Consider the following 20922-nt stretch of genomic DNA (forward strand, 5'->3'; position numbering starts at 1 on the left):
TAAAAAGCTTTCTTCAAGCACGGCGCCTCAGGAGATACGAGACGAGGAGAAACGTTAAGATGAACGCCGCAACGGCAAGAATTACCGGAAGGCTCGAACTTCCCGTGGCCGGAGCCGTGGGCGACGTTACGGATGTTGTCGTCTGAAGTGCCGCCCTGGTACTCGTGTTAGTCGCCATAGGCACCAGGGCCTTCTCCGGTGTCGACATCGCCGTGACGTTGTTGACCTCGTAGGCAACGCTTGGCCCGGCACCGCCCGTTGGAGTCAACAGGCTGTGGGATACTGCATACACCCCCGCCGAGATCAACCCGGCTATGCCGAGGCTGATAACGTGAAGCCTCTCAAAGCCGAGCACTGCCTTCTTCTTGACCTTGGCGACGCTCTTCCTCGGGACGAGGAGAATGGGCCTGTTGGAGGCTCGGTAGAGCTTAACCTCCTGGAGCCTCTTCCCGTACTTCTTCCCGGCCACCTCGATGAGGCCGACCTTGAGCATCTTGTCTATGTGGTACGAGACGGTAGAAATTGGAAGGTCAAGCTCGCGCGATATCTCACTTATCGAGAGCGCCCGATCTTCCACGAGATGAAGGATGGCTATCGCTTTTTCGTTCATCAGAATCTGAGCAAGCTCCTTCGCCCTCTCATCGTGGATGTCTATGGTCTCATAGTCCAAGCGGCGCCACCTGGGAAGAATAGGGCACGGACGTATTAAAGCTTTTCACAGCTTCAAGCTGGCTTGAAGTCATCAGAAGGGCACGAGAGTAAAAGGAAAGGAAGCTCAAATTCACGGCTTCTCCATGACGATCTCAATGGTCGAGGTGTTGGCGGTCCTGCCGTCGGCAGTCGGGAGCTCCTCGGTGCCGATCTTGATCTCCTTGACCCTGACCTCTGGGAGGAACCTGTTCCTGACGATCTCAGCGACGTCGACAGCCCTGCTGATGGCCCTACCGCGAGCCTTGACGCTGACCTCCTTAGCGCCCTCGTTGAACTGGGTTATCACGGCGAGGACGTAGTTCATAACCGGCTTCTTTCCGATGTAGACGACATGCTCCTCTGCCATCTTTGGCACCTCCGGGAATTTTGTCGTTAACCAGTCGTGGGATTTTGGTTAAATACTTTTCGGTATTTTCCCAGCTTTATTGGACAATCCTGTGGCTTTAACGGATTAATCGAATGTTCACCCATGCTCCTGCAAATTCGTGTCAAGCGAAAGGTTTTAAGGCTTAAAAATTGCCATAGATTTGGTGATAATATGGCCGTTCATCCGATTGATTACCGCTACGGGAGCGAGGAAATGAGGCGCATCTGGGATGAAGAGAATAAACTCCAAAAACTTCTCGATGTTGAGGCTGCGCTCGCGAGGGCCCACGCAAAGGTAGGCAACATCCCCGAGGAGAGCGCCCGTGTTATCTCTGAGCGGGCCAACACGAAGTGGGTGAAACTCGAGCGCGTCAAGGAGATAGAGGCAGAGATACACCATGACATAATGGCCGTCGTCAAGGCCCTGAGCGAGGTGTGCGGCGAGCACGGCAAGTACGTCCACCTTGGCGCTACCTCCAACGATATAATAGACACTGCCAACGCCCTCCTCATAAAGGAGAGCCTGGAGATAGTGGAGAACGACCTCAGGGAGATACGCTCGATTCTCAAGAACCTCGCCAGAGAGCACAAGTACACGGTCTGCATAGGAAGAACCCACGGCCAGCACGCGGTTCCAACGACCTACGGTATGAAGTTCGCGATATGGCTCGACGAGATACAGAGGCACTTGGACAGGATAGAAGAGCTGAAGGAAAGGGTTTTAATCGGCCAGATGAGCGGCGCCGTTGGGACGATGGCAAGCTTCGGAGACAAGGGGCTCGAGATACAGCGCTTGGTTATGGAGGATCTCGGGCTAAAACCTGCCAGGATAAGCAACCAGATAATCCAGCGCGACGTCTATGCGGAGCTCATGGCGGTTCTCGCTCTCATCGCCTCGACCCTTGACAAGATTGCCCTGGAGATAAGGAACCTTCAGAGGACGGAGATACTTGAGATCAGCGAGCCCTTTGGGAAAAAGCAGGTGGGCTCTTCGACCATGCCCCACAAGAGGAACCCCATCAGGAGCGAGAAGGTAAGCGGCCTGGCGAGGGTCTTGTACTCGAACGTCTTCCCGGCCCTGCTCAACAATCCCCTTTGGCACGAGAGAGACCTCACAAACTCCTCCGTTGAGAGGGTTATCCTTCCCGAGAGCTTTGTCCTGCTTGACGAGATGCTCAAGAGCATTAAGAAAGTCCTCTCGGGACTGGAGTTCTTCCCCGAGAATATCAAGAGGAACCTGTACCTGACGCACAACCTCATCATGGCCGAGCCGCTGATGCTGAAGCTAACTGAGAAGGGCATGGGGAGGCAGGAGGCGCATGAACTCATCAGGGGGCTAGCCATGAAGGTGTTTAGGGAAAACAGAGACCTGATTGAGGTTGCCACGGAAAACGAAGATGTGAGAAAGTTCTTAACTGAGGACGATTTTGAGAGCCTGAAGCCGGAGAACTACGTAGGAATGGCACCTCAGATAGTCGACAATGTAATCGCGTGGATAGAGGAGAAAGAGCGAAAAGAAGGGCTTTAATCCCTTTTTCCTTGATTTAACGCCATAACCATCTTTTTTGGATTTTTGGTCTGGTGATATCAAATGACTCTCAAATTTTTTGATAAGTTTCTACTTTTTAATTTAGTTGTAATTTTAAAATTTTAATCTATAATTTTTGTTCTTAATTCTAAAATCATTTTTCTTTTTAATTTATTTGTTCTAAAATTACTACTTAAAAAATTAAATCTTGACGATTTTTAACTACAATTAAACGTAAAATCTGACCAAATGTGCGGTATTGTTCATGGCAATTCCGAGACTGGCGGGGTAAAGGGGAGGCCGGTTATAGCATCGCTTGTTGTTGGCTCCTTATCCCTTGCCGCTTCGGTGATTCTGGAGCTGATGATCCAAGATACCTTCTCGAGGAGCACATTATGTCAATGTTCTCAGATTCTCAAAAGTTAACTTCTAAGATCGGGCTTTCATGGGGCAAAATTTGGTTACAATTAAAGGTGGTATAAATTTGGGGCACGGGGTCTCTGTGATAGAGGTGTCTTCTATTGCAGTGGATGGCTAAAAAGTCGATGATCGCTTCGGAAGCGTTGTTGGACATGGAGATTTTTGACTGGCTACTCCCCCTAATGCCATGGAAACGCACATTACTCGGGCTGATGTGCATGCCGAAACGGCAATATTCGGGTGTATTGGCTCCGATCACTGGGAACGCGCGAAATCTCAAGCGATATGCGACTCCATTGTATGAACAACATTGTGCCTTAGTTTTAGATATAAGGTACATTATATCTAAAATTTACGTACATTAACATACATTATCAAGCGCGTGCGAGCTTCGATTTACAGGTGATGCCTCGCTGTGTAATAGCGTTTTCTGTTAGACCTTGCGTGATATTTAACTCGCTTATACCTGATAGCGCCGCGTTTGCTCCAATCTCACACTTCCATATCTGCTCAAACAAAAGATTCGTTAGATGAATCGTTGCAGGCGTTAGGGCCTTAAAGAAAGGGGGTGCCTACCCTGATGAAGTATAATTGCCTTAAACGAATGAGCGGCTAAGAGAAAATACAGCTACAATGACGTAGCAGCGAGAGAGTTCTAGGAGCCTGGTGGGGAATGATGCCCCTCGCAGACCCGTCTCTCGAGCTTGTTTAATAACAGCAATAACGCTCGAGGCTGATGAGAAAATAGCACCCCTTGCAGGTGTTCATAGCCTAACTGCAGCAGAACTTCCTCATGTGCTTATTATAGACTTCCCTTTCGTTTTTAATGGGTTCACTGCACTTGTCATGTCCAGATATGTCCATTTTATTAATCTTTCCGAATAGATATCGTAAATTTTTTGGATTTTTTACTATGACAAGTTTATTTTTAAACCTTTTATTTAATGTTATTTATTAATACATTTATTTCTATGCTCTCTAATCTTTTGATTTTAGTAATACTAATGAAACATCCAAAACTTCTAGTATTGACTTTTTATTAAAGTAAAAATTCACCAGAAATTTTGAGAGATAAAATGATGCCATAGATTAGGTTAACCTAAAACCCTAAATCGGCAGGAGAACAGCCGGATTGGTAAATATTCGGCAATAAGAAGTGTTTTTAAGGAGATAACCGATTATAGCTCTTCCTCACCAGGAGTTTTTGGGACCTCGTTCCCCTGGGGTAAAATTATGAGTTCTCTTCCCTCCACCAGCATCTGGGCAACTTTTTTCCGGGCCGAGCTCAGGGCCCTCCACACGGTGCCGCGGGAGACTCCCATTCTCTTTCCGGCTTCTTCCTGCGTCAGCCCTTCGTGATCCACCAGCCTGAGAGCTTCGAATTCTTCGTATGTCATGAAAATTGGGGGCTTGGGCTGGCCCATAGGGGGTAATGCGGGATAGAAATGTCTAACCTCCGGAACGAATCCTATCATCCTCAGCTTCCTTCTCCTCCCCCTTCCGCGGCCCCAGCCGGGTCCCATTCCCATCGGCATGGCTATCAAAGACCTTTGAGCTTTGGGGTTTATAGGCTTTCCCCCGCCCAGTAAGGGTTATAACTCCCTCCCGCGAACCCCTTGGTGGTGAGAGATATGGGATTCCACGTGACCGAGAGGAAGATAGGATGGCACAAGGACTTTGACAGCTCACATTTTCTTGCCCTGCCCTACGAGAGCAAGTGCCTCAGAATACACGGGCACACTTACAACGTGGACGTCGAGATATGGGGTGACCTCAACGAGAATGGTATGATATTCGACTTCAACCACCTCAGCAGGCTTATCAAGCTCCTCGACCACAGGATCATCGTGAGCGAGAGCTGGGTTGTGGAGAGGAAAGGGGATGGTATCATTATTGAGAAGAATGGAAAACGCCTGGAGCTGCCCCCGGATGAGGCTGTAATCCTCAACAAACCGAACGTTACCGCCGAGTACATAGCGGAGTGGTTCGCGGAGAGAATAGCAGAGAAAGCAGGAGACAACGTAAAGAAGATTCGTGTGAAAATCTGGGAGGATCCGCGGAGCTACGCGGAGGTAACCCTTGAGAGATGACTCTTAACGTCCTTTTTGTCGTTTTGTCTCTATTTTGAACCGGGCAGAGAGGAAACCCGTAAATAGAAAGACGTCAATTTTTCTTCGAGGCGATTTTATGAAGTGGGTGACCCGTGAACACGTCCATGTTGATCGCGTGGCGTGCCCCTGGCTTATAAAGCGTTTTATCGACCCTGATGCGGAGTTTATCTTCGTGCCCCGCGATACTGACCCCGCAACAATCACCGAGGGAATACCCTTTGATTTTAAGGGGGTTGAGCTTGGTCATCACGATGGGAAATGCTCCTTCGACGCTTTCGTTGAGAAGTACAACATAACCGACCCCGCCGTTCTGAAGATTGCCGGGATAGTTCGGGAGGCCGATACTCACGTCGAGAACCCCCAGCCTCTGGCGGTTGCCCTCGATATACTCGCGAGGGGGTACAGGATGATATGCAAGGATGACTATGAAACCCTCGAGAAGGAGTTCTACCTCTACGATGCCATGTACGCCTACTTTAAGAAGCAGATTGAGGAAGGAAAGGCCTAACAGCCCCTCTCCCTTTTTTCAGGAGGAGCCTCATCGATTCCACAGTTCTTGTAGACCTTTGCAAGCATTTCTCTAGCCTTCTTTTTGAGCTCGCTGAAATACTCCTCTCCGAAGGTTTCCTCTGCTTCGATCGTTAGCAGGTAGGCGGTTTTCATGTATGCTGGACCCAGCTCGCAGTCGGATTTTTCCGCAATTTTCTCCGCTATATCCACGAGGTAGCCGACGAACGAATGCATGAGCCGCCTGTAATCGTTTTCGAAGCCGTTTTCGTTGAGCCAGCCCTTGAGGGTCAGAAAAACCTTAAACGCCGGCACTTCGACCTTTTCGTCCCCGTAGCGCCGGTATCTGATGAGGAGGTACTGGAATATTGAGATGAGGAACTTTCCAACATCGGCCTTCGTTCCGCCGTTTTCCTCAACGAACTCCTCGAATTCCCTTAAACCGGTTTTCCCGCTCTCGAGGAAGGCCATCAGCACCGCCACGTAGGGTGTTGAGTACTGGGAGAAGTCAACCTCACCAAATTCCGGAATCTCTGGAAAGATACGCATTATCGCCCCTTTGACGTTCATTCCTTTCACCCAAAACCGTTAAATCCGGGGAGGCTTATTAGCTTTGAGGTGAGTACCGTGAGGTTCTCGAGGGGCAGGAATTTCCTGTTCAGGGTTCCCGAGGGGGAGGAGCTCCTGAAGTTCATAAACGAATTTGCAAAGAAGAACAACGTCTTGATTGGGACGGTCAGCGCCATCGGGAGTTTGAAGAATCCAAAGATAGGTTACTTCGATGAGGATGCGGGGGAGTACAAGGTCATCGAGCTGACCGGTACCTATGAGCTGGTCTCCCTCGCGGGCAACATAAGTGTCAAGGACGGTGAGCCGTTCGCCCACATCCACGTTGCCCTGGGCGACTCCGACGGCATGCTCTACGGCGGTCATCTTGTTGAGGGCGAGGTCTTCGTGGCCGAGGTTTTCATGCAGGAACTCCTCGGCGAGCTGCTTGAAAGAAAGCCGCAGGAGAATGGATTGGCGCTGTGGGACGAGATCAGCCTTTAGGCTCTCTAACTCTTTTCGGCGAAGAATTTCTCCCACAGCAGCGCGTAGTGCCAGATTATCATGGCGAAAACTCCGGTGAATTCGGCGATGGCAACGCCATTGAAGGTCTTAAACGCCCACCTAGCGAGGAGCACCTCTGCGATGAAGAGCAGAACGGTGAAGGCTCCGAATTTTCTCTGACCTTCGAGCCAGAGGCCGGTTCCGGCTATCAGATATCCAACGCCCCCGGCCAGAAAGAAGCCCCAGCTGACGTGGTAGTGCGGTTCAGTTCCTTCCGGAAAGACCGCTATTCCCGCCAGGAAAGCCAGCCCAAGGATAAAAACTCCGATTCCGAGCTTGGAAATGGGGTTCTTAAGTTCTCTAAAGAGACCTTCCGCGTAGTAGATGGCAAGAACCGCAGATATGAACAGGGGGACGTTCATCACCCAGTTGTAAGGCAACCCAACCTTTCCAAGGTCGCTTATCGCGTTGTCCGTGAGCCGCCACCAGGAGCGGTTTATGATGATTGCTGCACCTATCCCACCGAGGGCGATTGGGGGAGAAAGGATGCCAGCCCATAGCGGGCTCTTTTTCATTCACAGTCACCCCTCGTAGAAGATCTGGTAGTGCTAGACGTACTTCTCCTTCTCCACCAGGAAGACTGCCACTAAAACCACCTCGGCATTATTCTCGATGGCATCCTATAAAAACCTCCCGCGGTATTACTGGGTAAACGTCCATCTAACGCTCATCACAAGACTCACGACCGCGATAACGCTCGCAAAGGCCCAGAGAACCAGGATGATGGCAACGCCGAGCTCTGGAAGCACGAACGTCTTGATTGAGGTAAATATTGTTGCAGAGATTACGAAAACCCCCGCAAGTCCGGCGAGCCTTCTAAGCCCGGGCCTGCATTCCGTGATTTCAACCTCTCCATGCTCTCGGGACTTCTTCAGGGCACGGTACAGAAGGAAAAACGTGAGGGCGTAGAGAAGCCAGATTGGAATCTGGGCAGAGAAGCCGGGGAGTGCTTCTCTCCTGAGTAGGGAGCCGAAGATTATGTAGTACGCAATGAGCGCCAGAATCAGAGGCTTGAGCTCCCTCCTGTTTGGCAGGAGCTCCATCATGTCGTGGTTCCTGCCGTTGAAACGCTCCAGCCAGAGATATATCATGAGAATTAGAAACGCCGAGGAGGAGAACGTCGATAGAAATGAGTGGAGGGGAGACGGAGCATTCGAGGATTCGACTATGCCAAGAAGCAGGACAGTGAGGTAGGGGTGTTTGAGAACGAAACCCGGGAGCACCCTTCTTCCCGAAGTCAGGAGCTCCGCGACTCCAACTGGGATTATGAGCGACATGAACGGGTGCCAGAAGAGCACCACGACGAGAACCTCGAAGATTCCGACGCCGCCGATCTTGAGGAAGGAGTCCCACTCCGGATTCCACACCACTTTGGTTATGTACGCCTCGTAGAGGCCGAAGAGTATCCCCGCGGGGTAAAGGGTCTCGAACCTGGGCTTCCCAAAGCGGTAGACGATTCCCGCGAGAACCAGTGTGTGGAGGCCGTAGAGCGGGAGAAGGGAGATTATTCCCCAGGGTGTGAAGTACGGATAGAGGTATGAAGCCACCGTCACCTCGGCAAAGAAGACTGACAGCGAGGCGAGGAGAAACCAGAAGAAGTACCCCTGCATCCCCCGCTCGCCCGTTGTGTGTTTCATACGGGTGTTTACCGGGCGCATGGTCTACGAACTACGCTTACAGATAGTTTTTCAGGATGAAAACTGCAAACCCCAGGGCCAATACTGCGAGTATTATGACCACGGCGGTTTCCATGGCCGAGTACTCTCGGAGTTCTCCCCTCTCGCGTTGGAACCTTTCGGTTCTTTCGCGGGCAAGGGGGTCGGACCTCTTGATGGTGACTTGGTCTGGGAACGGACCGCGCATAGACTCACCGTTGTTTTCTTCGCTCTAGAATATTTTAACATTTCGTCGGCCGTATGTTAGAACTTTAACTTTTGATGGGAGTGTGCTCACAAAAAATGTTGGAAGAAGGGACTCAGGTTCACCAACCGCCACCGCGGCCGTATCCACCGCCTCTGCCGCGGCCGCCGCCCATTCCACGGCCCATGCCTCTGCCTCTTCCCATGCCGCGTCCCATTCCTCCTCCGTAGCCCCCGCCGGGTCCGACTCCACCGCCCTCGGGGCCGAAAACGGCCTGGGTGAGCTCGCCCCTCAGGAAGGCTTCGACCGCTTCTCTGACGGTCATCGTGGCCGGGGCCGAGACCATCCTTATGCCGGCGGCCTGGAGTACTCCGGAGGAGTTGGGTCCGAAGCTTCCCGCAATGACAACGTTGGCCCCCTGGTCTATGCAGAACTGCGCCGCTGTAACTCCGGCTCCCCTCGGCTGGCTGTAGCCAGGGTTCTGAACGACCTGGGCGTTGGTTATTTCCCCGTTTTCGACGTCAACTATCGTGAAAGTGGGAGTTCTTCCAAATGCCGGGTTCACCCTGTCATCGAGCCCACCGGTTACAGTTGAGACTATGATCCTCATTCACATCACCTCCGGGAGAATTAGGAAAACCGAACTTAAAAAAGTTTGCATACGCTCAAAACGGCCTCCCCCATCCCCAGAAACGGGGCCTCAGAAACGACCTGAGGATCAGGAGTACCACTAGGCCCAGAGCGTATGGAAACGCCACAACGAAGAGCTTGAACAGGAAATACAGGATCCCTATGAGGAATAGCAGGTCGATTAGGCCGTACGCTCCGCCGAATGGATAAAATCCGTACCCTGACCTGCCGTATCCCCTTCCCATTCCCCTTGGCATTCTCCTTCCTCCGATACGTTCTCAAAGCTTGTGCTCATAATGTAAAAAGAGAGGGTTCACCACCAGCCGTAGAGCCAGCGGAGGGTTCTCCTGCTGGGTTGGCCGGTCCAGGGGCAGTAGCCAAGCCTTGCTCCCCAGCCTCTTCCTCCTCTGCCCCATCCACGGCCGAAGCCTCTGCCTCTTCCCCAGCCGCCACCGCGGCCCCAGCCTCTGCCCGGGCCAAAGCCGTAGCCGTAAGCGGGGTAGGCCGGGTAGGCAGGATAGGTGGGAGTCGCCGGGTACGGGCCGTAGGCGGGGGCCGGCGTTGTTGGGGTTGCTGGGACTGGGGGCACTGGGGCCGTGAACTGGCCAACGCTTCCGCTGACGACGGCCTTTATGGCCTCCTCAACCGGGGTTCCAGGTGCGACCTGGTAGAGCCTTATTCCTGCGGCTTGTATGGCTCCAAGGGCGTTGGGGCCGACCTGTGGTGCTATTACAGCTTCAACGCCCTCGTTGATGAGGGTCTGGACTGCCATCGGCCCGGCTCCACCGCCGGCCATGGCGGCACCGTTCTGGATGACCTTGCTGTTGGTGATGTTGCCGTTTTCGTCAACGTCCGCTATGAGGAATGCGGGTGCCCTGGCAAAGACCGGGGCAACTGTGTCTTCAAGCCCCCCTCCATTGGTGGGTATCGCGATTCTCATCTCAACCACCTCACTTTCATTCTATTATTTTGTGCATATGCACAGCATTTAAAGTTTTCGGTTACCCTAATCCTCCTGAGTCCTGCAATTCGCACAACGTTCATATATTGGCTTGTGTAGAGACTTGAACGGTGACCCATGAGGATAGCCATTGTTGAGGGATTCCCTCTCGATGTGCCGGAGAATGCGTGGTGGAGCTTCTACAATAGCCCCTATCCAGCCCACAGGCTCGGGACTGCCGTTGATGTGTATTTTCCCGACGAGGCGCTCTTTCCCTTTGAAGAGGGCAGGGTGGTGGCTATCAGGAGGGTGATGACGCCGAGGCATGTGCCCGTGCGGGAGGATTACCTCACGATCGTGAAGGTTGGCGGTTTCTGTCTCAAGGTGCTCCATGTGAAACCCGCTGTGGGGGAGGGTGAACACCTTACTCTCGGTGACCCCCTGGGAGAAATGGTGGTCTCGGGCTTCTTCAGTCCTTGGAGCGACAGGCACGCACACTTTGAGCTCAGGCCGTGCCACGACGCCTACCGGGCGCGGGGGGCGTTTCTAATGAGTCCCATTCTCCTTGAGCTGGTGCCCTCTTTGAGGGGGGATGAGCTTGAGGTCGTGGAATGCATGGAAAACTATTGCTGGGCACGACCGTTGAAAACCGAAGGACGTTCCCTCACACCCCTAACATCTGAGGGCTTTCCCATCGAGGGTGGTCTCCCGCACTACCGCTACGGGGCGCTCTTTGGTGGGGTAGACAACGTAAAGCTCTTTGGCCTGGAGCTTTCGGTTGGGGAGAGATTATCAAACGGCGTCTCGATTTTTGACGCGAACTTTAGGGTGCTGGCCAATGGAAAGGAAATAAGAGGGGTTGGGGTTTACTGCAACAATTCCCTTTTCAAGCTCGTGGGCAGGTTTGAGGAGGGTGAAGCTGTGAAGCTGACCTTTGTGCGGCCGTGAGGTCTTAGCGTTGGCTTTGGGAGTTGATTCAACCATTAGTCGTATTTCTTTCTCGTTTCTTCATCGCAGATGACGTACTTCAGTTTTTCCTCCCACTCTGGCGAGTCCCACGTGCCCAAAGCTTTGTGGGTCGTGTAGTATTTCTGCGGAATGGGATGGGTTCCAAGGACAACCTTGAGGCCGTATTTCTCCTCTATGAACCGCTTGAAGTAGTCTATCCAGGGACAGGGAGGATAGCCCACCAGAAAGCCCGTTGCGAGGTGTATCACCTCGGCGCCGTTCTTTTTCATTTCCGCTGGGGCGTATTCAATGTTCCCTCCGGGGCAGCCTCCGCAGGTGGTGTATCCGACAACCTCGACTTCTTGGTTTTTGTATATGCTGAAGGCTCCCTCGCGTTCCCTCAGCGCCCTGAAGCACTTACCGCCCGCGCAGGTGCGGTAGCGGTCGCAAATTATAATTCCAATCTTTACCATTTTCGGCATCTCCCTAAATGTTCAGACAGATATCTTAACAAAAAAGTTGGCTTAAAGCTTTTGTATGATGTCCTCTGTTCAGCTGTGAATCCAGGGGATAGCGTACTATTCCTTCGCAAACCTGCCGTCGTCCCTGGCCTCTGGGAGCTTGTGAACGTTTCGCTCCAGCCAGCCCGTTCTCTCGACGGTTCTGATGTCAAACTCCGGCACGTATGGCTTTATGTCGAGCAGAGGTGTTCCGTCAACTATGTCAACGTCTTCGATGTGGAGCACGTTTCCCTCAATGCCGATGAGTCTCACTATCGAGAGGCCTATCGGGTTCGGCCTGCCCGGTGCACGGGTGGCGAAGACTCCGTGCTCCTCGTTGTCCATGTAGGGCTTAACGAGGAGCTTTCCTGGCTCTGCACGGTGGAAGTGGTAGATTAGTATGATATGTGAGAACCCTTCGATGTCCTTCAGTCCTGGCGAGTATTCCTGGAAGACCTCGACGGTCCCCCTAACCCCTTTAGCCGCAGAGGGCTGTATCGGAACGCCCTTCGGCTCCTTGAATGGGCTGTGGATGACTCCGATGAAGCGGTAGGTTACTTCCATCACTTTCTCCCTCCACGTGTGTTTGGCGGGAGAAGTTTAAAACCCTTCCAGCGATACGTTGCATTGAGGGTGTCAAGGGGGGAAGAGTATGCGCCTCCTCGTCCTTAACGACAACGCCCCTTCGAAGGGCTTCCTCAACGACTGGGGGTGGAGCCTTCTCGTTGAGGGAAGAACCCGCTTCCTCTTCGATGCCGACACGAGGGGAGAAATACTGCTCCACAACTCTGAAGTTCTCGGCGTTTCCTTAAAGAGCCTTGGCTTTGCCGTTCTCAGCCACTGGCACTACGACCACTACGGGGGCCTCTCCCTCGTCGGTGAGCTGAATCCGGGAATTCCTCTCTATGCCCCGCCGGGAAACAGAATGCGGGGAATGCATTGGGGATTTCAGGTTAGGGAGGTCACAAGGGCAGGTGAGATTGAAGCCGGAGTTTGGACTTCGGGACCATTAAGTGGATTCGAGCAGGCGGTTGGAGTGGAAACGCCCTCTGGCCTCGTCGTCATCGTTGGTTGTTCTCATCCGGGCGTTGATAGGCTCACCAGGGCAGTCCTTGAGGCTTCTGGGTATGAGAAAGCCCATCTCGTAATCGGTGGTTTTCATTATCCTTCGGCTAGGACTCTTGATAGGTTGTCGGAGTTGACTGAGTTCATAGCACCGGCGCACTGTTCTGGAGATGAGGCGAAGGCGTACGTGCGGAAGAAATATCCCGAGAAGTTCGTGGGAGTGAGAACGGGGAGCGTCATCGAGCTTTAAACCCCGAGGAATTCCCACAGTCTCTTGAAGAACTCCGTCTTTCTGCCCTTCTCAGTTACGAGGCGGAGAACTCTGAGTTCATCAAGGGTCTCACCGTCAATGCTTACCTTTCTGCCCGCTTCATTTAGGTCCCTGCTTTCAGCGAGTGCCCTGGCGACCTTCCACCCGTTTGGGAGGAGCGCGTTAAAATACTCTTCCACCCACTTCTTATCAATCGAACGGACGAAGAGCTCGCCCTCTCTGGAGAGGCGGTAGTAGGTGTGGTGCTTGTGAACCTCAAAGGCCTTCTTGAAGCGTGCTTTGCTTCGCTTTACCGCGCTCCCCGGGTCGCGTTCTATCAGGCCGATTTCAAGGAGGTCGTCAATTGCATCCGTTATGAGCTCAAGCGGAAGGCCGCCCATCTTCCCCATCATCTTCGCGTAATCAACGCCCGCCCTTTTCAGGTGGATCAGGACGTAGAGATGAACAGGGAGGAGCTCAAATCCCCGGTAGGAACCCCTCCGTTCTTTTCGTGTATTCTCGCCATTCATCGCCGAACCTCTCCGCTAAGGCCTTCTCTTCTTCCCCTATAAATTTCACTAATGCGAGCCAGTAAACCAAAGGCAGGCCGAGCATGAAGCCTCCGATGGCGAGTGAGAAGCCTGGCACTATAAGAAAGCCCCAGATTGAATAGATTGGGTGTCTGACTCTGGAGTAGCAGCCCGTTGTGAGCAGCTCGCCCCTTCGGTAGGCCTTCGAAATCTGCCGGTAGCAGAGAAGCCAGAAGACTACGCCGGCTGTGAGAAGGGCAAACCCCAAGGCCGGAAACCTGGGAAAAGAGATGTTGAGCCTCGAATTTAAGTAGAATGCCAAAACCGCGTAGGGAACCGTGAAAAGGGAAACCTTGGGAACTATCCCAAGGAACCCCATCGCTCACTCCTCTATCGGGGGTTTTTCGGCCTTCTTCGCCTGAACCTGGCTGTAGAGGTCGTCGAAGTTCTCGATGAACCTCTGCAGGGCGAGGTTTAAGTCCCTCGTTCTCGTGAAGAAGGCCACCTTGTTGGTCTTGTCGCGGATTCTCAGGAAGTTCGGCCCCATTCTGAACGCTGCCAGAACATCAACGTCGAGGAGCTGGCTCACGACGGCCTTGAACTTCCTTGGATCGCCGTGTCCCTCGTCCTCTTCCTCGAAGTCTTTGGCTTTGTTGTGTCTTTTTTCGAGGAGCTTAACGCTCCCGTCCTCGCAGATCTCGTATATCGCGAAGAACTCTGAATCCCCGTAGTGGGCATCTATGAGCGTCTCGTCGTTCTCCATTCCAAACGCGACCTTCAGGCACCTCATGAGCATCACCGTTTTGAGCGTATGCACAAAGCTTAAAAGCTTTTAGGTTAGCCTAATTCCTGGAGGTGAGAGCTTGCAGATAGCGGTGAGTGGTGGAAAAGGTGGCACCGGGAAGTCCACGATCGCGATTAACCTGGCGATAGCGCTCAGGGAGCACTACGACCTCGTCCTAGCGGATCTCGACGTTGAAGCTCCCAACGACCACCTGCTCCTCGGCGTGGAGCTGGCCAACGAGGAGCCAGTTGAACTGTTCATGCCGCGCTTCGACTATCAGAAGTGCACCCGCTGCAGGAAGTGCGCCGAAGTCTGTGAGGAGCACGCGATAATAACCATGCGCGACGGGACGCCCTTCCTGATGCCGAACCTCTGCTCCGGCTGCGCCGCCTGTGAGATAGTCTGCCCGGTTCCGGGGGCGATTCTGCCGGGCAAGAAGCTGATGGGGCACACCTACCTTACTGAAACTCCCTATGGCTTCCCGCTTGTCACGGGAAGGCTCCTTGAGGGTGAGGAGAGGGCGATGCCGATAGTTTCCAGGGCCAAGAAGCGCGCCCAGGGGCTTGAGAAGGAGCTTTTGATGGTTGACACCGCCGCGGGAACGAGCAACACCGTCTCGAAGGCCCTTGAGGACTCGAGGCTCATCATAGCCGTCACCGAGCCAACTCCCCTCGGAATTCACGACGGCGAGTTGATTCTCAGGCTGGCGAAGCTGATGGAGGTTCCCGCGATGGTCGTTGTGAACCGCTCGGACCTCGGCGACGTGGCCAAGGTGCGCGAGATTGCCGAGAAGTACGGTGCGGAGGTAATCGCAGAGATTCCCTACAGCGAGAACATCATAAGGAGCTACGTTGAGGGGAAGCCCATAGTCCTGACGGATTATCCCGAGGCGGGGCTCTTCAGGGAGATTGCTTCCAGGGTCGTTGAGTTCCTCGGAGGTGGTGAGTGATGCAGCTGGTCATAGCGAGCGGCAAGGGAGGCGTTGGAAAGAGCACGGTTACTGCCTCGCTCCTCTACCTGCTGAAGGACGAGTACCGGTTCGTTGCCGTTGATGCTGACGCTGACGCGCCGAACCTCGATCTGCTCCTCGGTGTGGAGCGCTGGGAGGAGGAGAGGGAGCTGGTAGGGGCGAAGGTGGCGAGGATAAACACGGAGAGCTGCATAAGGTGCGGCATCTGCCAGGAGCGCTGCCCCTACGACTGTATCAAGGTCATAGACGGCGACTACGTTGTCAGCGAGCTGACCTGTGAGGGCTGCAACGTCTGCGGCCTCGTTTGTCCGGTTCCGGGGACGATAAGTCTCGACGAGGTTCGCTCTGGAGTCGTCAGGAAGACCACTACCCGCTACGGCTTCCCGCTGATTTCGGCCCAGCTCGACGTTGGCAGGCCCAACAGCGGAAAGCTCGTCACCGAGGAGAAGGAGTGGGCGAAGAAGCTCATGGGCGAGCTCGGCCTGAAGCACATGGTGGTTGACAGCGCCGCAGGAATCGGCTGTCAGGTTATAGCGAGCATAGGCGGGGCTGATCTGACGATACTCGTGGCGGAGCCTACGCCTGCTTCCCTCAGCGACGTGCAGAGGGCATACAAGGTCGTCCAGCACTTCAGGCAGCCGGCTTACCTCATCATCAACAAGGCCGACTTCAACCCGGGCTTCACGGCTCTGAGGGAGTGGGCCGAGGCCGAGGGAATCCCGATACTCGGCGAGATACCCTACGACAGGGCCATTCCGAGGAGCATGAGCATGCTCAAACCCTTTGTCGAGGCCTTCCCCGACTCGAAGGCGGCCGATGCGATGAGGGAGATAGCGGAGCGGATAAGAGAGGAAATCCTGAAATGATTACTACGGATTTCCGAGGGGAAGGTTTATCCCTTCCCCGTTCACCACCACTGCAATCCTCATGGAGATGGGGAGGTTTTCTTCGTCCTTCACTGTTTCGTTGAGGATTATCACAAAGGAACCGTAGTGTCCTTTTGCCCAGATTCCAACCGAGTTTTTGTCGTCGATTACCATAGGTATGAACGTCTCCGTTCCGTCTCCCTCGCAGGAGCCTACCTCTGCCCCATTCTCGGTGTAGTGCCAGCATCTCCAGGCTATCTCGCCGGTAGTCTCGACTATGCTGAGGTTCTTTGGATAGAAGAGCGAGATGCCCTCGACTCTTTCAACCGTCGCGGGATTTGACAGATAATACAGGAACACAACTCCTTTTCCGTCCATCTCGGTGTATATCATGCCGTAGAGGATGTCAAACTCCTTGGTGTCGGGGGTTATCTCTCTGATCGGAGGCACGGCCAGATAACGTTCTTCCATATCCCAACCCGAGGAGGCGCTGACGATCTTGGAACAGTTGGCGAAGGAATAGGCGTACCTCTGATAGACCCTTTCTACCTTTCCCTCCTCGACCAGTTTTTTCACAAGGGTAATGGGGTAATTAGGGTCGAGCGAAGCGTTGAATGACTTCATCAGAACAGCCACGAGGCTTTCAGGGCCGCTCACTTCCTTGGCCCATTCTTTAACGTACGCTGGATTCACGAAGGGGCATACCGTGTACGAGACGTGATTCGGTGGCTGGACGTTTTCACGGGGATTCCGGAGGTCTGAGAAGGATACGATGAGCCCGGCTGCGATGACAATGATCATTCCAACAACCAGCAACTTCCCGAAGCTCATGGCGATCACATAATTTCGTCTTGCACACGGTAAATAACTTTTTCGCCTGCTTGGTAACCCGGACCCAAACCTTAAAAGCCTCCCCGCGTAGTCTCCCCGGTGGTGTGAAATGGCCGAGATGAACGAGCAGCTTGAAAGGCTCGCTTACGAGTACCAGCTCCTTCAGGCGCAGGCGCAGCTCCTGGCCCAGAACCTCGAACTGCTCACCCTTGGAAGGAACGAGTTCCAAGCTGTGAAGGAGACGCTGGAGGAACTCAAGAAGGTCGAGGAGGAGAAGCCGGAGATACTGGTGCCGATTGGAGCCGGCTCCTTCCTGAAGGCGCACATAGACGACAAGGAGAACGCGATAGTCAGCATCGGCGCCGGCTACGCCATAGAGAAGAACCTCGACGACGCAATAACTTATCTGGACGCGCGCATAAAGGAGTACGATGAGGCGATAGCCAAGACCCAGGAGGCGCTCAGAAAGCTGGAGGGGCAGCTGGGAGAGCTCGCCCAGAAGGCGCAGGAGCTCCAGCAGAGGCAGGCCATGGGTTTCAGCGTGAAGAAGTGACGGCGATTCTTTCTTCCTCCTTTTCGGGGCGGAAAGCGAAGCCGAGGGGATAAGATTTTAAACTTTTCTCGCGAATCAATTGTTTAATATGAGGCGGCTGAGAATAACCCTCCTCTCACTTGCGCTCTTGCTGCTGGTGTTGACCGTTGGGTTAGCCGTTCCCAGCATCAATGTCAACGTCCAGGAACTCGGTGCTGGAAGCCAGAGGGTTGTGAGTCCCACCGGGGAGGGAGGGTTTTACGTTACAACGTATTTATTTGGCCTCCTGGTGTACGATGTCCATGTGATATTCCCCACCAAACTTGAAGCGGGTACAGTAGTCAACGTTTCCCTCTACAGTTCGAATGGCCGTCTTTTGGGCTCCAGGGGTGTCAGGCTCACGGACGACCAGCCCGCCAACACGCCGCTCGTCTTTGATTTTTCCTCGGATCTCATATGGAGCAGTAGTGTCGATCTTAGTAAGACCACCGTAAACATTGTCGATGGCTATTACAGCGAGGCCGGTACTGGGAGCATTGAGGTGATAACGCAGAAGATTGGGGTAGGTAAACCGGAGGATTATCCTGAATACGTGAATCCCATCAATATCACGTATTCCGGCTCGACGACGCTCACCGACTGGCCCGTGAAGGTCGTTCTCTCTGGCAGTGATGTTGCATGGAGCGTTCTGGATAGCAATCCCGAGAGCCTCTACTTCATGGACCCGGATGGAAACCCGCTCCACTACTGGGTAGAGATCCTCGACACCACCAACGACTACGCAGTCGTGTGGGTGAACGTCCCCAGGATTTCTCCCGGAGGCACCGTGGTCTGGATGTACTACGGTAACGGCGACTACTCCTCATACAACGACGGAAGCAGGGTTTTCCCGTTCTTTGACGACTTTGAGGGCTACGGCAGCATAACGGACGGTGGGTGGGAGTGGTACAATCCCAACAATCCGGGTGTGCGGATGGGTTCCGATAATTTTGAATACGGCGGCTCCCAGTCTGCGGAGAAGTACCAGTACTTTGACAGGCAGGATGGGGTTCTGAAGGCTCTGGGCTTCACGGTGGACAGGGCCTCCCAGAGTGTTGTCCTTGAATACTGGGACAAGAGAGTGAACGTCACGAGGGGGTCGCTGGATAGGGTTGGGCTGGTGGACGCATCGGGCAACGGATTTGGGGCCGTTCTCGATGTTCCGGGCGATGATATCCGCATCGACACCAGGACCAGCTATCTTGGGACAACCCACGCTAGGGTGAACAACCTGGGCCTTAGCACAGGCACGTGGTATCTGGTGCACCTTGAAATCCTGAGCAATGGAACCGTTAGGCTGCTCGTCTACGATGAGTCGGGATACCTTACGGACAGCCCCCTGGGGAGCACTGAATACGATGATGATGCAAACTTTCTGTTCAATCGCGTGTACATCAAGGGAGGGAGCACCTACCGTGTGGATGCCCTCAGGGTAAGGCCGTACACCCCGAATGAACCCCAGGCTCAGGTGGATGAGTGGTACTATCATCTCGTGTTTCATCCGCGGCCGTGATCTCTAGGCGGGACTGATTCTCGTTACCACGTTTCTGTGATCCCGCGGGAGTAAGGTTTTAATCCCTACTCGTCCTAGTATGCAGTAATGAAATCCAGAATGCGAATGCTGGCGGTCTCGGTTATCGGCGTCATGCTCTTCGCGGCCATAGGGTTAGCGGTGCCTAGTATCAACGTCAACGTTCAGGGAGTCGGTGGCGGACTGGGTGGCATCTTCAGTCCAGTCGCCAGCGGTTCCGTGTGCATACCCTACGCCATATACGTGCTCACGTTTCCTTTTCCGCAGATTGTACCCCTCAACGTGACCTGGGTTTATCCTGGAAACTTCACCGATGACCTTTACGCCGGTACTAATCTCTCCGTTTCTGTTTACTACTCCTCCTCGCAGATTTCCTCAGGGGGGATAACGCTCAACAGCACCCTTCCGGCGGGAGGATGGACGTCCGTTGAGATATCACCTTCGATAACTGCCTCGCAGGTCCTTGGGGGCGAGTTCCATGTGGTTGTTCAGGCTCCAGAATACGTGCAGTCCTCATCGGGTCTTATTTCCGTTTTGACCCAGGAGCTGGGCGTAGGACTCCCGAACGGTAACTACAACGATTATGCTTTCTTGGTCAGCACGTCCCCTCTGGCGTTCCTGCTGGTTAGGTGTTACGACGTGACGTTTACACCCCCTGTATTCTCCGGAAACGGTGTGGCGATCGTTGCTCCGCTCATCGCGGAGAACGTTCTCTGGGCAGAGAGTTCCATCCCCGTTGGGCATCGGGGGGTTAGAGTTATCCGGCCAGAAAGATGTCACCGTTTGAGGGGCCTGTACGTTCTCTTGATGAATTCACCGTACGTTAAGGAGATCCTCCCGAAGATACTGGAAGAATTGGGAAATGAAAGCGTTAGCTCTCTGTTTGGGACGAATACCACTCCACCGTTTTCTTCAGCCCTTCCTCCAGGCTCCACTCCGGCTCGAAGCCAAGCCCCTTGATCTCGCTTATATCCGCGAGGCTGTGCCTTATGTCTCCCGGTCTGGGCTTGTCGAAGAGTACCGAACTGTTGGCGCCGGTTATCTCGATTACCTTCATCGCCAGCTCCAGGATGGTCGTCTGCCTTCCGGTTGCGACGTTGAAAACCTTTCCGTTGCTCCTACGGCTCTCTGCGGCCAGTATGTTCGCCTTAACGACATCCTTCACGTAGATGAAGTCCCTCGTCTGCTTGCCGTCCCCGTAGATGACGAGCGGCTCGTTCTTCAGGGCGCGGTTGATGAATATGCTTATGACCCCCGCGTACTGATTGGCGCTCTGCCTCGGGCCAAAGACGTTGAAGTAGCGCAGCGCGACGGTTGGAACCCCGTAGAGCTCGTTGAAGACCCGCAGATACTCTTCGGCGGTTGCTTTGGTCACACCGTACGGTGAGAGCGGTCTCGGCCTCTCAGTCTCCCTCAGGGGCAGGTTTGGGTTGTCTCCGTAGACCGCCGCGGAGGATGCAAAAATCAGCTTTCCCTGGCCTTCCAGAAGGGCTTTCAGAATGTTGAGCGTGCCGATGACGTTGACTTCCTCGGTGAAAATCGGGTCCCTGACGCTCTCGACGACGCTGACTTGAGCAGCTTCGTGGAAAACGTAATCCGCGTGACTTATCAGCTCGGCTATTGATTCGTAGTCCCTTATATCCGCCCTCACGAGCTTCGCTCCCGGTGGAACGTTCTCCTCCTTTCCGGTGTAGAAGTTGTCTATTATCACAACATCGTTGTCCTTGACAAGCTCCCAGGCGATGTGGGAGCCTATGAATCCCGCTCCCCCGGTGACGACTATCAGCTTGTTCCTCATCGCTACCCCCACAGGTAGTGTTTGCCACGGGTTTTAACCTTTTGCCGGCCCGCGGCCCAATCTTTTAACAAATTCATGTTGAATTCGAAACCGTT

28 protein-coding genes are annotated in these 20922 nt (G+C 53.7%); 11 read left to right on the forward strand and 17 right to left on the reverse strand.

What is annotated here, in order from left to right; translation table 11 throughout:
• Positions 1 to 13: 13 nt before the first annotated feature.
• Both A3L10_RS01265 and albA read right to left on the reverse strand, forming a co-directional pair.
• Complete coding sequence (locus A3L10_RS01265) at positions 14 to 670, reverse strand: ArsR/SmtB family transcription factor (protein ID WP_088866033.1); 657 nt, start codon at positions 668 to 670, stop codon at positions 14 to 16.
• 111 nt (positions 671 to 781) lie between these two features.
• Positions 782 to 1057: a DNA-binding protein Alba gene (gene albA, locus A3L10_RS01270; protein ID WP_048165212.1), complete on the reverse strand. Its 276-nt coding sequence runs from the start codon at positions 1055 to 1057 to the stop codon at positions 782 to 784.
• A 192-nt stretch (positions 1058 to 1249) separates the two neighbouring features.
• Between albA and purB the strand changes: the two genes are divergently transcribed.
• The gene (gene purB / locus A3L10_RS01275) at positions 1250 to 2605 is read left to right on the forward strand and encodes an adenylosuccinate lyase (RefSeq protein WP_088866034.1); all 1356 of its coding nucleotides are present in this window, start codon (positions 1250 to 1252) and stop codon (positions 2603 to 2605) included.
• Positions 2606 to 4203: 1598 nt separating this feature from the next.
• On the opposite strand, the gene A3L10_RS01280 is transcribed toward purB, so the two are convergent.
• On the reverse strand, positions 4204 to 4560 hold the full coding sequence (locus A3L10_RS01280; RefSeq protein WP_014011664.1) for a DUF134 domain-containing protein: 357 nt from the start codon (positions 4558 to 4560) through the stop codon (positions 4204 to 4206).
• A gap of 96 nt (positions 4561 to 4656) precedes the next feature.
• Between A3L10_RS01280 and A3L10_RS01285 the strand changes: the two genes are divergently transcribed.
• On the forward strand, positions 4657 to 5115 hold the full coding sequence (locus tag A3L10_RS01285) for a 6-pyruvoyl trahydropterin synthase family protein (RefSeq protein WP_088866035.1): 459 nt from the start codon (positions 4657 to 4659) through the stop codon (positions 5113 to 5115).
• Between the two features lie 97 nt (positions 5116 to 5212).
• Positions 5213 to 5644 carry a chromate resistance protein ChrB domain-containing protein gene (locus A3L10_RS01290; RefSeq protein WP_088866036.1) on the forward strand — a complete coding sequence of 144 codons (432 nt, stop codon included), beginning with the start codon at positions 5213 to 5215 and terminating at the stop codon, positions 5642 to 5644.
• Here the strand turns inward: A3L10_RS01290 and A3L10_RS01295 are convergent.
• Complete coding sequence (locus tag A3L10_RS01295; protein WP_088866037.1) at positions 5641 to 6213, reverse strand: hypothetical protein; 573 nt, start codon at positions 6211 to 6213, stop codon at positions 5641 to 5643. The two genes, A3L10_RS01290 and A3L10_RS01295, sit on opposite strands and share 4 nt — an antisense overlap.
• A gap of 57 nt (positions 6214 to 6270) precedes the next feature.
• Between A3L10_RS01295 and A3L10_RS01300 the strand changes: the two genes are divergently transcribed.
• On the forward strand, positions 6271 to 6693 hold the full coding sequence (locus A3L10_RS01300) for a PPC domain-containing DNA-binding protein (protein ID WP_088866038.1): 423 nt from the start codon (positions 6271 to 6273) through the stop codon (positions 6691 to 6693).
• A gap of 5 nt (positions 6694 to 6698) precedes the next feature.
• Here the strand turns inward: A3L10_RS01300 and A3L10_RS01305 are convergent, their stop codons facing one another.
• The 6 genes from A3L10_RS01305 to A3L10_RS01330 all read right to left on the reverse strand — a co-directional run bounded on the left by A3L10_RS01305 (position 6699) and on the right by A3L10_RS01330 (position 10183).
• Entirely contained in the window at positions 6699 to 7268 is a 570-nt protein-coding gene (locus A3L10_RS01305; protein WP_088866039.1) for a DUF998 domain-containing protein, read from the reverse strand.
• A 126-nt stretch (positions 7269 to 7394) separates the two neighbouring features.
• Positions 7395 to 8363: a hypothetical protein gene (locus tag A3L10_RS01310; RefSeq protein WP_232460997.1), complete on the reverse strand. Its 969-nt coding sequence runs from the start codon at positions 8361 to 8363 to the stop codon at positions 7395 to 7397.
• Between the two features lie 64 nt (positions 8364 to 8427).
• On the reverse strand, positions 8428 to 8616 hold the full coding sequence (locus A3L10_RS01315) for a hypothetical protein (protein WP_088866041.1): 189 nt from the start codon (positions 8614 to 8616) through the stop codon (positions 8428 to 8430).
• 118 nt (positions 8617 to 8734) lie between these two features.
• Entirely contained in the window at positions 8735 to 9223 is a 489-nt protein-coding gene (locus tag A3L10_RS01320; protein WP_088866042.1) for a NifB/NifX family molybdenum-iron cluster-binding protein, read from the reverse strand.
• A gap of 55 nt (positions 9224 to 9278) precedes the next feature.
• Positions 9279 to 9500, reverse strand: a complete 222-nt coding sequence (locus A3L10_RS01325; RefSeq protein ID WP_088866043.1) for a hypothetical protein — start codon at positions 9498 to 9500, stop codon at positions 9279 to 9281.
• A gap of 56 nt (positions 9501 to 9556) precedes the next feature.
• Complete coding sequence (locus A3L10_RS01330) at positions 9557 to 10183, reverse strand: NifB/NifX family molybdenum-iron cluster-binding protein (RefSeq protein ID WP_088866044.1); 627 nt, start codon at positions 10181 to 10183, stop codon at positions 9557 to 9559.
• Between the two features lie 138 nt (positions 10184 to 10321).
• On the opposite strand from A3L10_RS01330, the gene A3L10_RS01335 reads away from it, so the two are divergent.
• Complete coding sequence (locus A3L10_RS01335; RefSeq protein WP_088866045.1) at positions 10322 to 11131, forward strand: hypothetical protein; 810 nt, start codon at positions 10322 to 10324, stop codon at positions 11129 to 11131.
• A gap of 35 nt (positions 11132 to 11166) precedes the next feature.
• On the opposite strand, the gene A3L10_RS01340 is transcribed toward A3L10_RS01335, so the two are convergent.
• On the reverse strand, positions 11167 to 11613 hold the full coding sequence (locus A3L10_RS01340; RefSeq protein ID WP_088866046.1) for a CGGC domain-containing protein: 447 nt from the start codon (positions 11611 to 11613) through the stop codon (positions 11167 to 11169).
• Between the two features lie 96 nt (positions 11614 to 11709).
• Positions 11710 to 12195 (reverse strand): tRNA (N6-threonylcarbamoyladenosine(37)-N6)-methyltransferase TrmO, encoded by a 486-nt coding sequence (tsaA, locus tag A3L10_RS01345; RefSeq protein WP_088866047.1) that lies wholly within the window; start codon positions 12193 to 12195, stop codon positions 11710 to 11712.
• 88 nt (positions 12196 to 12283) lie between these two features.
• Here tsaA and A3L10_RS01350 point away from each other — a divergent pair, with 88 nt between their 5' ends.
• The gene (locus tag A3L10_RS01350) at positions 12284 to 12946 is read left to right on the forward strand and encodes an MBL fold metallo-hydrolase (RefSeq protein ID WP_088866048.1); all 663 of its coding nucleotides are present in this window, start codon (positions 12284 to 12286) and stop codon (positions 12944 to 12946) included.
• Here the strand turns inward: A3L10_RS01350 and A3L10_RS01355 are convergent.
• From A3L10_RS01355 to A3L10_RS01365, 3 genes are read right to left on the reverse strand one after another with little or no spacing between them, the layout of a single operon-like run.
• Positions 12943 to 13476 (reverse strand): DUF2250 domain-containing protein, encoded by a 534-nt coding sequence (locus A3L10_RS01355; protein ID WP_088866049.1) that lies wholly within the window; start codon positions 13474 to 13476, stop codon positions 12943 to 12945. The two genes, A3L10_RS01350 and A3L10_RS01355, sit on opposite strands and share 4 nt — an antisense overlap.
• Positions 13424 to 13855 (reverse strand): methyltransferase family protein, encoded by a 432-nt coding sequence (locus A3L10_RS01360; RefSeq protein WP_088866050.1) that lies wholly within the window; start codon positions 13853 to 13855, stop codon positions 13424 to 13426. The genes A3L10_RS01355 and A3L10_RS01360 overlap by 53 nt, the downstream gene beginning before the upstream one ends.
• A 3-nt stretch (positions 13856 to 13858) precedes the next feature.
• A complete protein-coding gene (locus A3L10_RS01365; RefSeq protein WP_088866051.1) occupies positions 13859 to 14266 on the reverse strand; it encodes a NifB/NifX family molybdenum-iron cluster-binding protein in 408 nt (135 codons plus the stop codon).
• A gap of 73 nt (positions 14267 to 14339) precedes the next feature.
• Here A3L10_RS01365 and A3L10_RS01370 point away from each other — a divergent pair, with 73 nt between their 5' ends.
• Both A3L10_RS01370 and A3L10_RS01375 read left to right on the forward strand, forming a co-directional pair.
• Positions 14340 to 15209 carry a nucleotide-binding protein gene (locus A3L10_RS01370; protein ID WP_088866052.1) on the forward strand — a complete coding sequence of 290 codons (870 nt, stop codon included), beginning with the start codon at positions 14340 to 14342 and terminating at the stop codon, positions 15207 to 15209.
• Positions 15209 to 16096 carry a nucleotide-binding protein gene (locus tag A3L10_RS01375; RefSeq protein WP_088866053.1) on the forward strand — a complete coding sequence of 296 codons (888 nt, stop codon included), beginning with the start codon at positions 15209 to 15211 and terminating at the stop codon, positions 16094 to 16096. The genes A3L10_RS01370 and A3L10_RS01375 overlap by 1 nt, the downstream gene beginning before the upstream one ends.
• Before the next feature lie 3 nt (positions 16097 to 16099).
• Here A3L10_RS01375 and A3L10_RS01380 read toward each other — a convergent pair whose 3' ends face one another.
• Positions 16100 to 16936, reverse strand: coding sequence for a hypothetical protein (locus tag A3L10_RS01380; RefSeq protein ID WP_157726857.1), 837 nt, complete (start codon positions 16934 to 16936; stop codon positions 16100 to 16102).
• Between the two features lie 100 nt (positions 16937 to 17036).
• Here A3L10_RS01380 and pfdA point away from each other — a divergent pair, with 100 nt between their 5' ends.
• The 3 genes from pfdA to A3L10_RS10275 all read left to right on the forward strand — a co-directional run bounded on the left by pfdA (position 17037) and on the right by A3L10_RS10275 (position 19989).
• A complete protein-coding gene (gene pfdA / locus A3L10_RS01385) occupies positions 17037 to 17480 on the forward strand; it encodes a prefoldin subunit alpha (protein ID WP_088866055.1) in 444 nt (147 codons plus the stop codon).
• A gap of 520 nt (positions 17481 to 18000) precedes the next feature.
• Positions 18001 to 19011, forward strand: coding sequence for a DUF2341 domain-containing protein (locus A3L10_RS01390; RefSeq protein ID WP_157726859.1), 1011 nt, complete (start codon positions 18001 to 18003; stop codon positions 19009 to 19011).
• Positions 19012 to 19098: 87 nt separating this feature from the next.
• Positions 19099 to 19989 carry a hypothetical protein gene (locus tag A3L10_RS10275; RefSeq protein ID WP_157726861.1) on the forward strand — a complete coding sequence of 297 codons (891 nt, stop codon included), beginning with the start codon at positions 19099 to 19101 and terminating at the stop codon, positions 19987 to 19989.
• On the opposite strand, the gene A3L10_RS01395 is transcribed toward A3L10_RS10275, so the two are convergent.
• Entirely contained in the window at positions 19901 to 20827 is a 927-nt protein-coding gene (locus tag A3L10_RS01395) for an SDR family oxidoreductase (protein ID WP_088866057.1), read from the reverse strand. The two genes, A3L10_RS10275 and A3L10_RS01395, sit on opposite strands and share 89 nt — an antisense overlap.
• Between the last annotated feature and the right edge of the window lie 95 nt (positions 20828 to 20922).

It is taken from the genome of Thermococcus radiotolerans (assembly GCF_002214565.1).
GTDB classification, from domain to species: domain Archaea; phylum Methanobacteriota_B; class Thermococci; order Thermococcales; family Thermococcaceae; genus Thermococcus; species Thermococcus radiotolerans.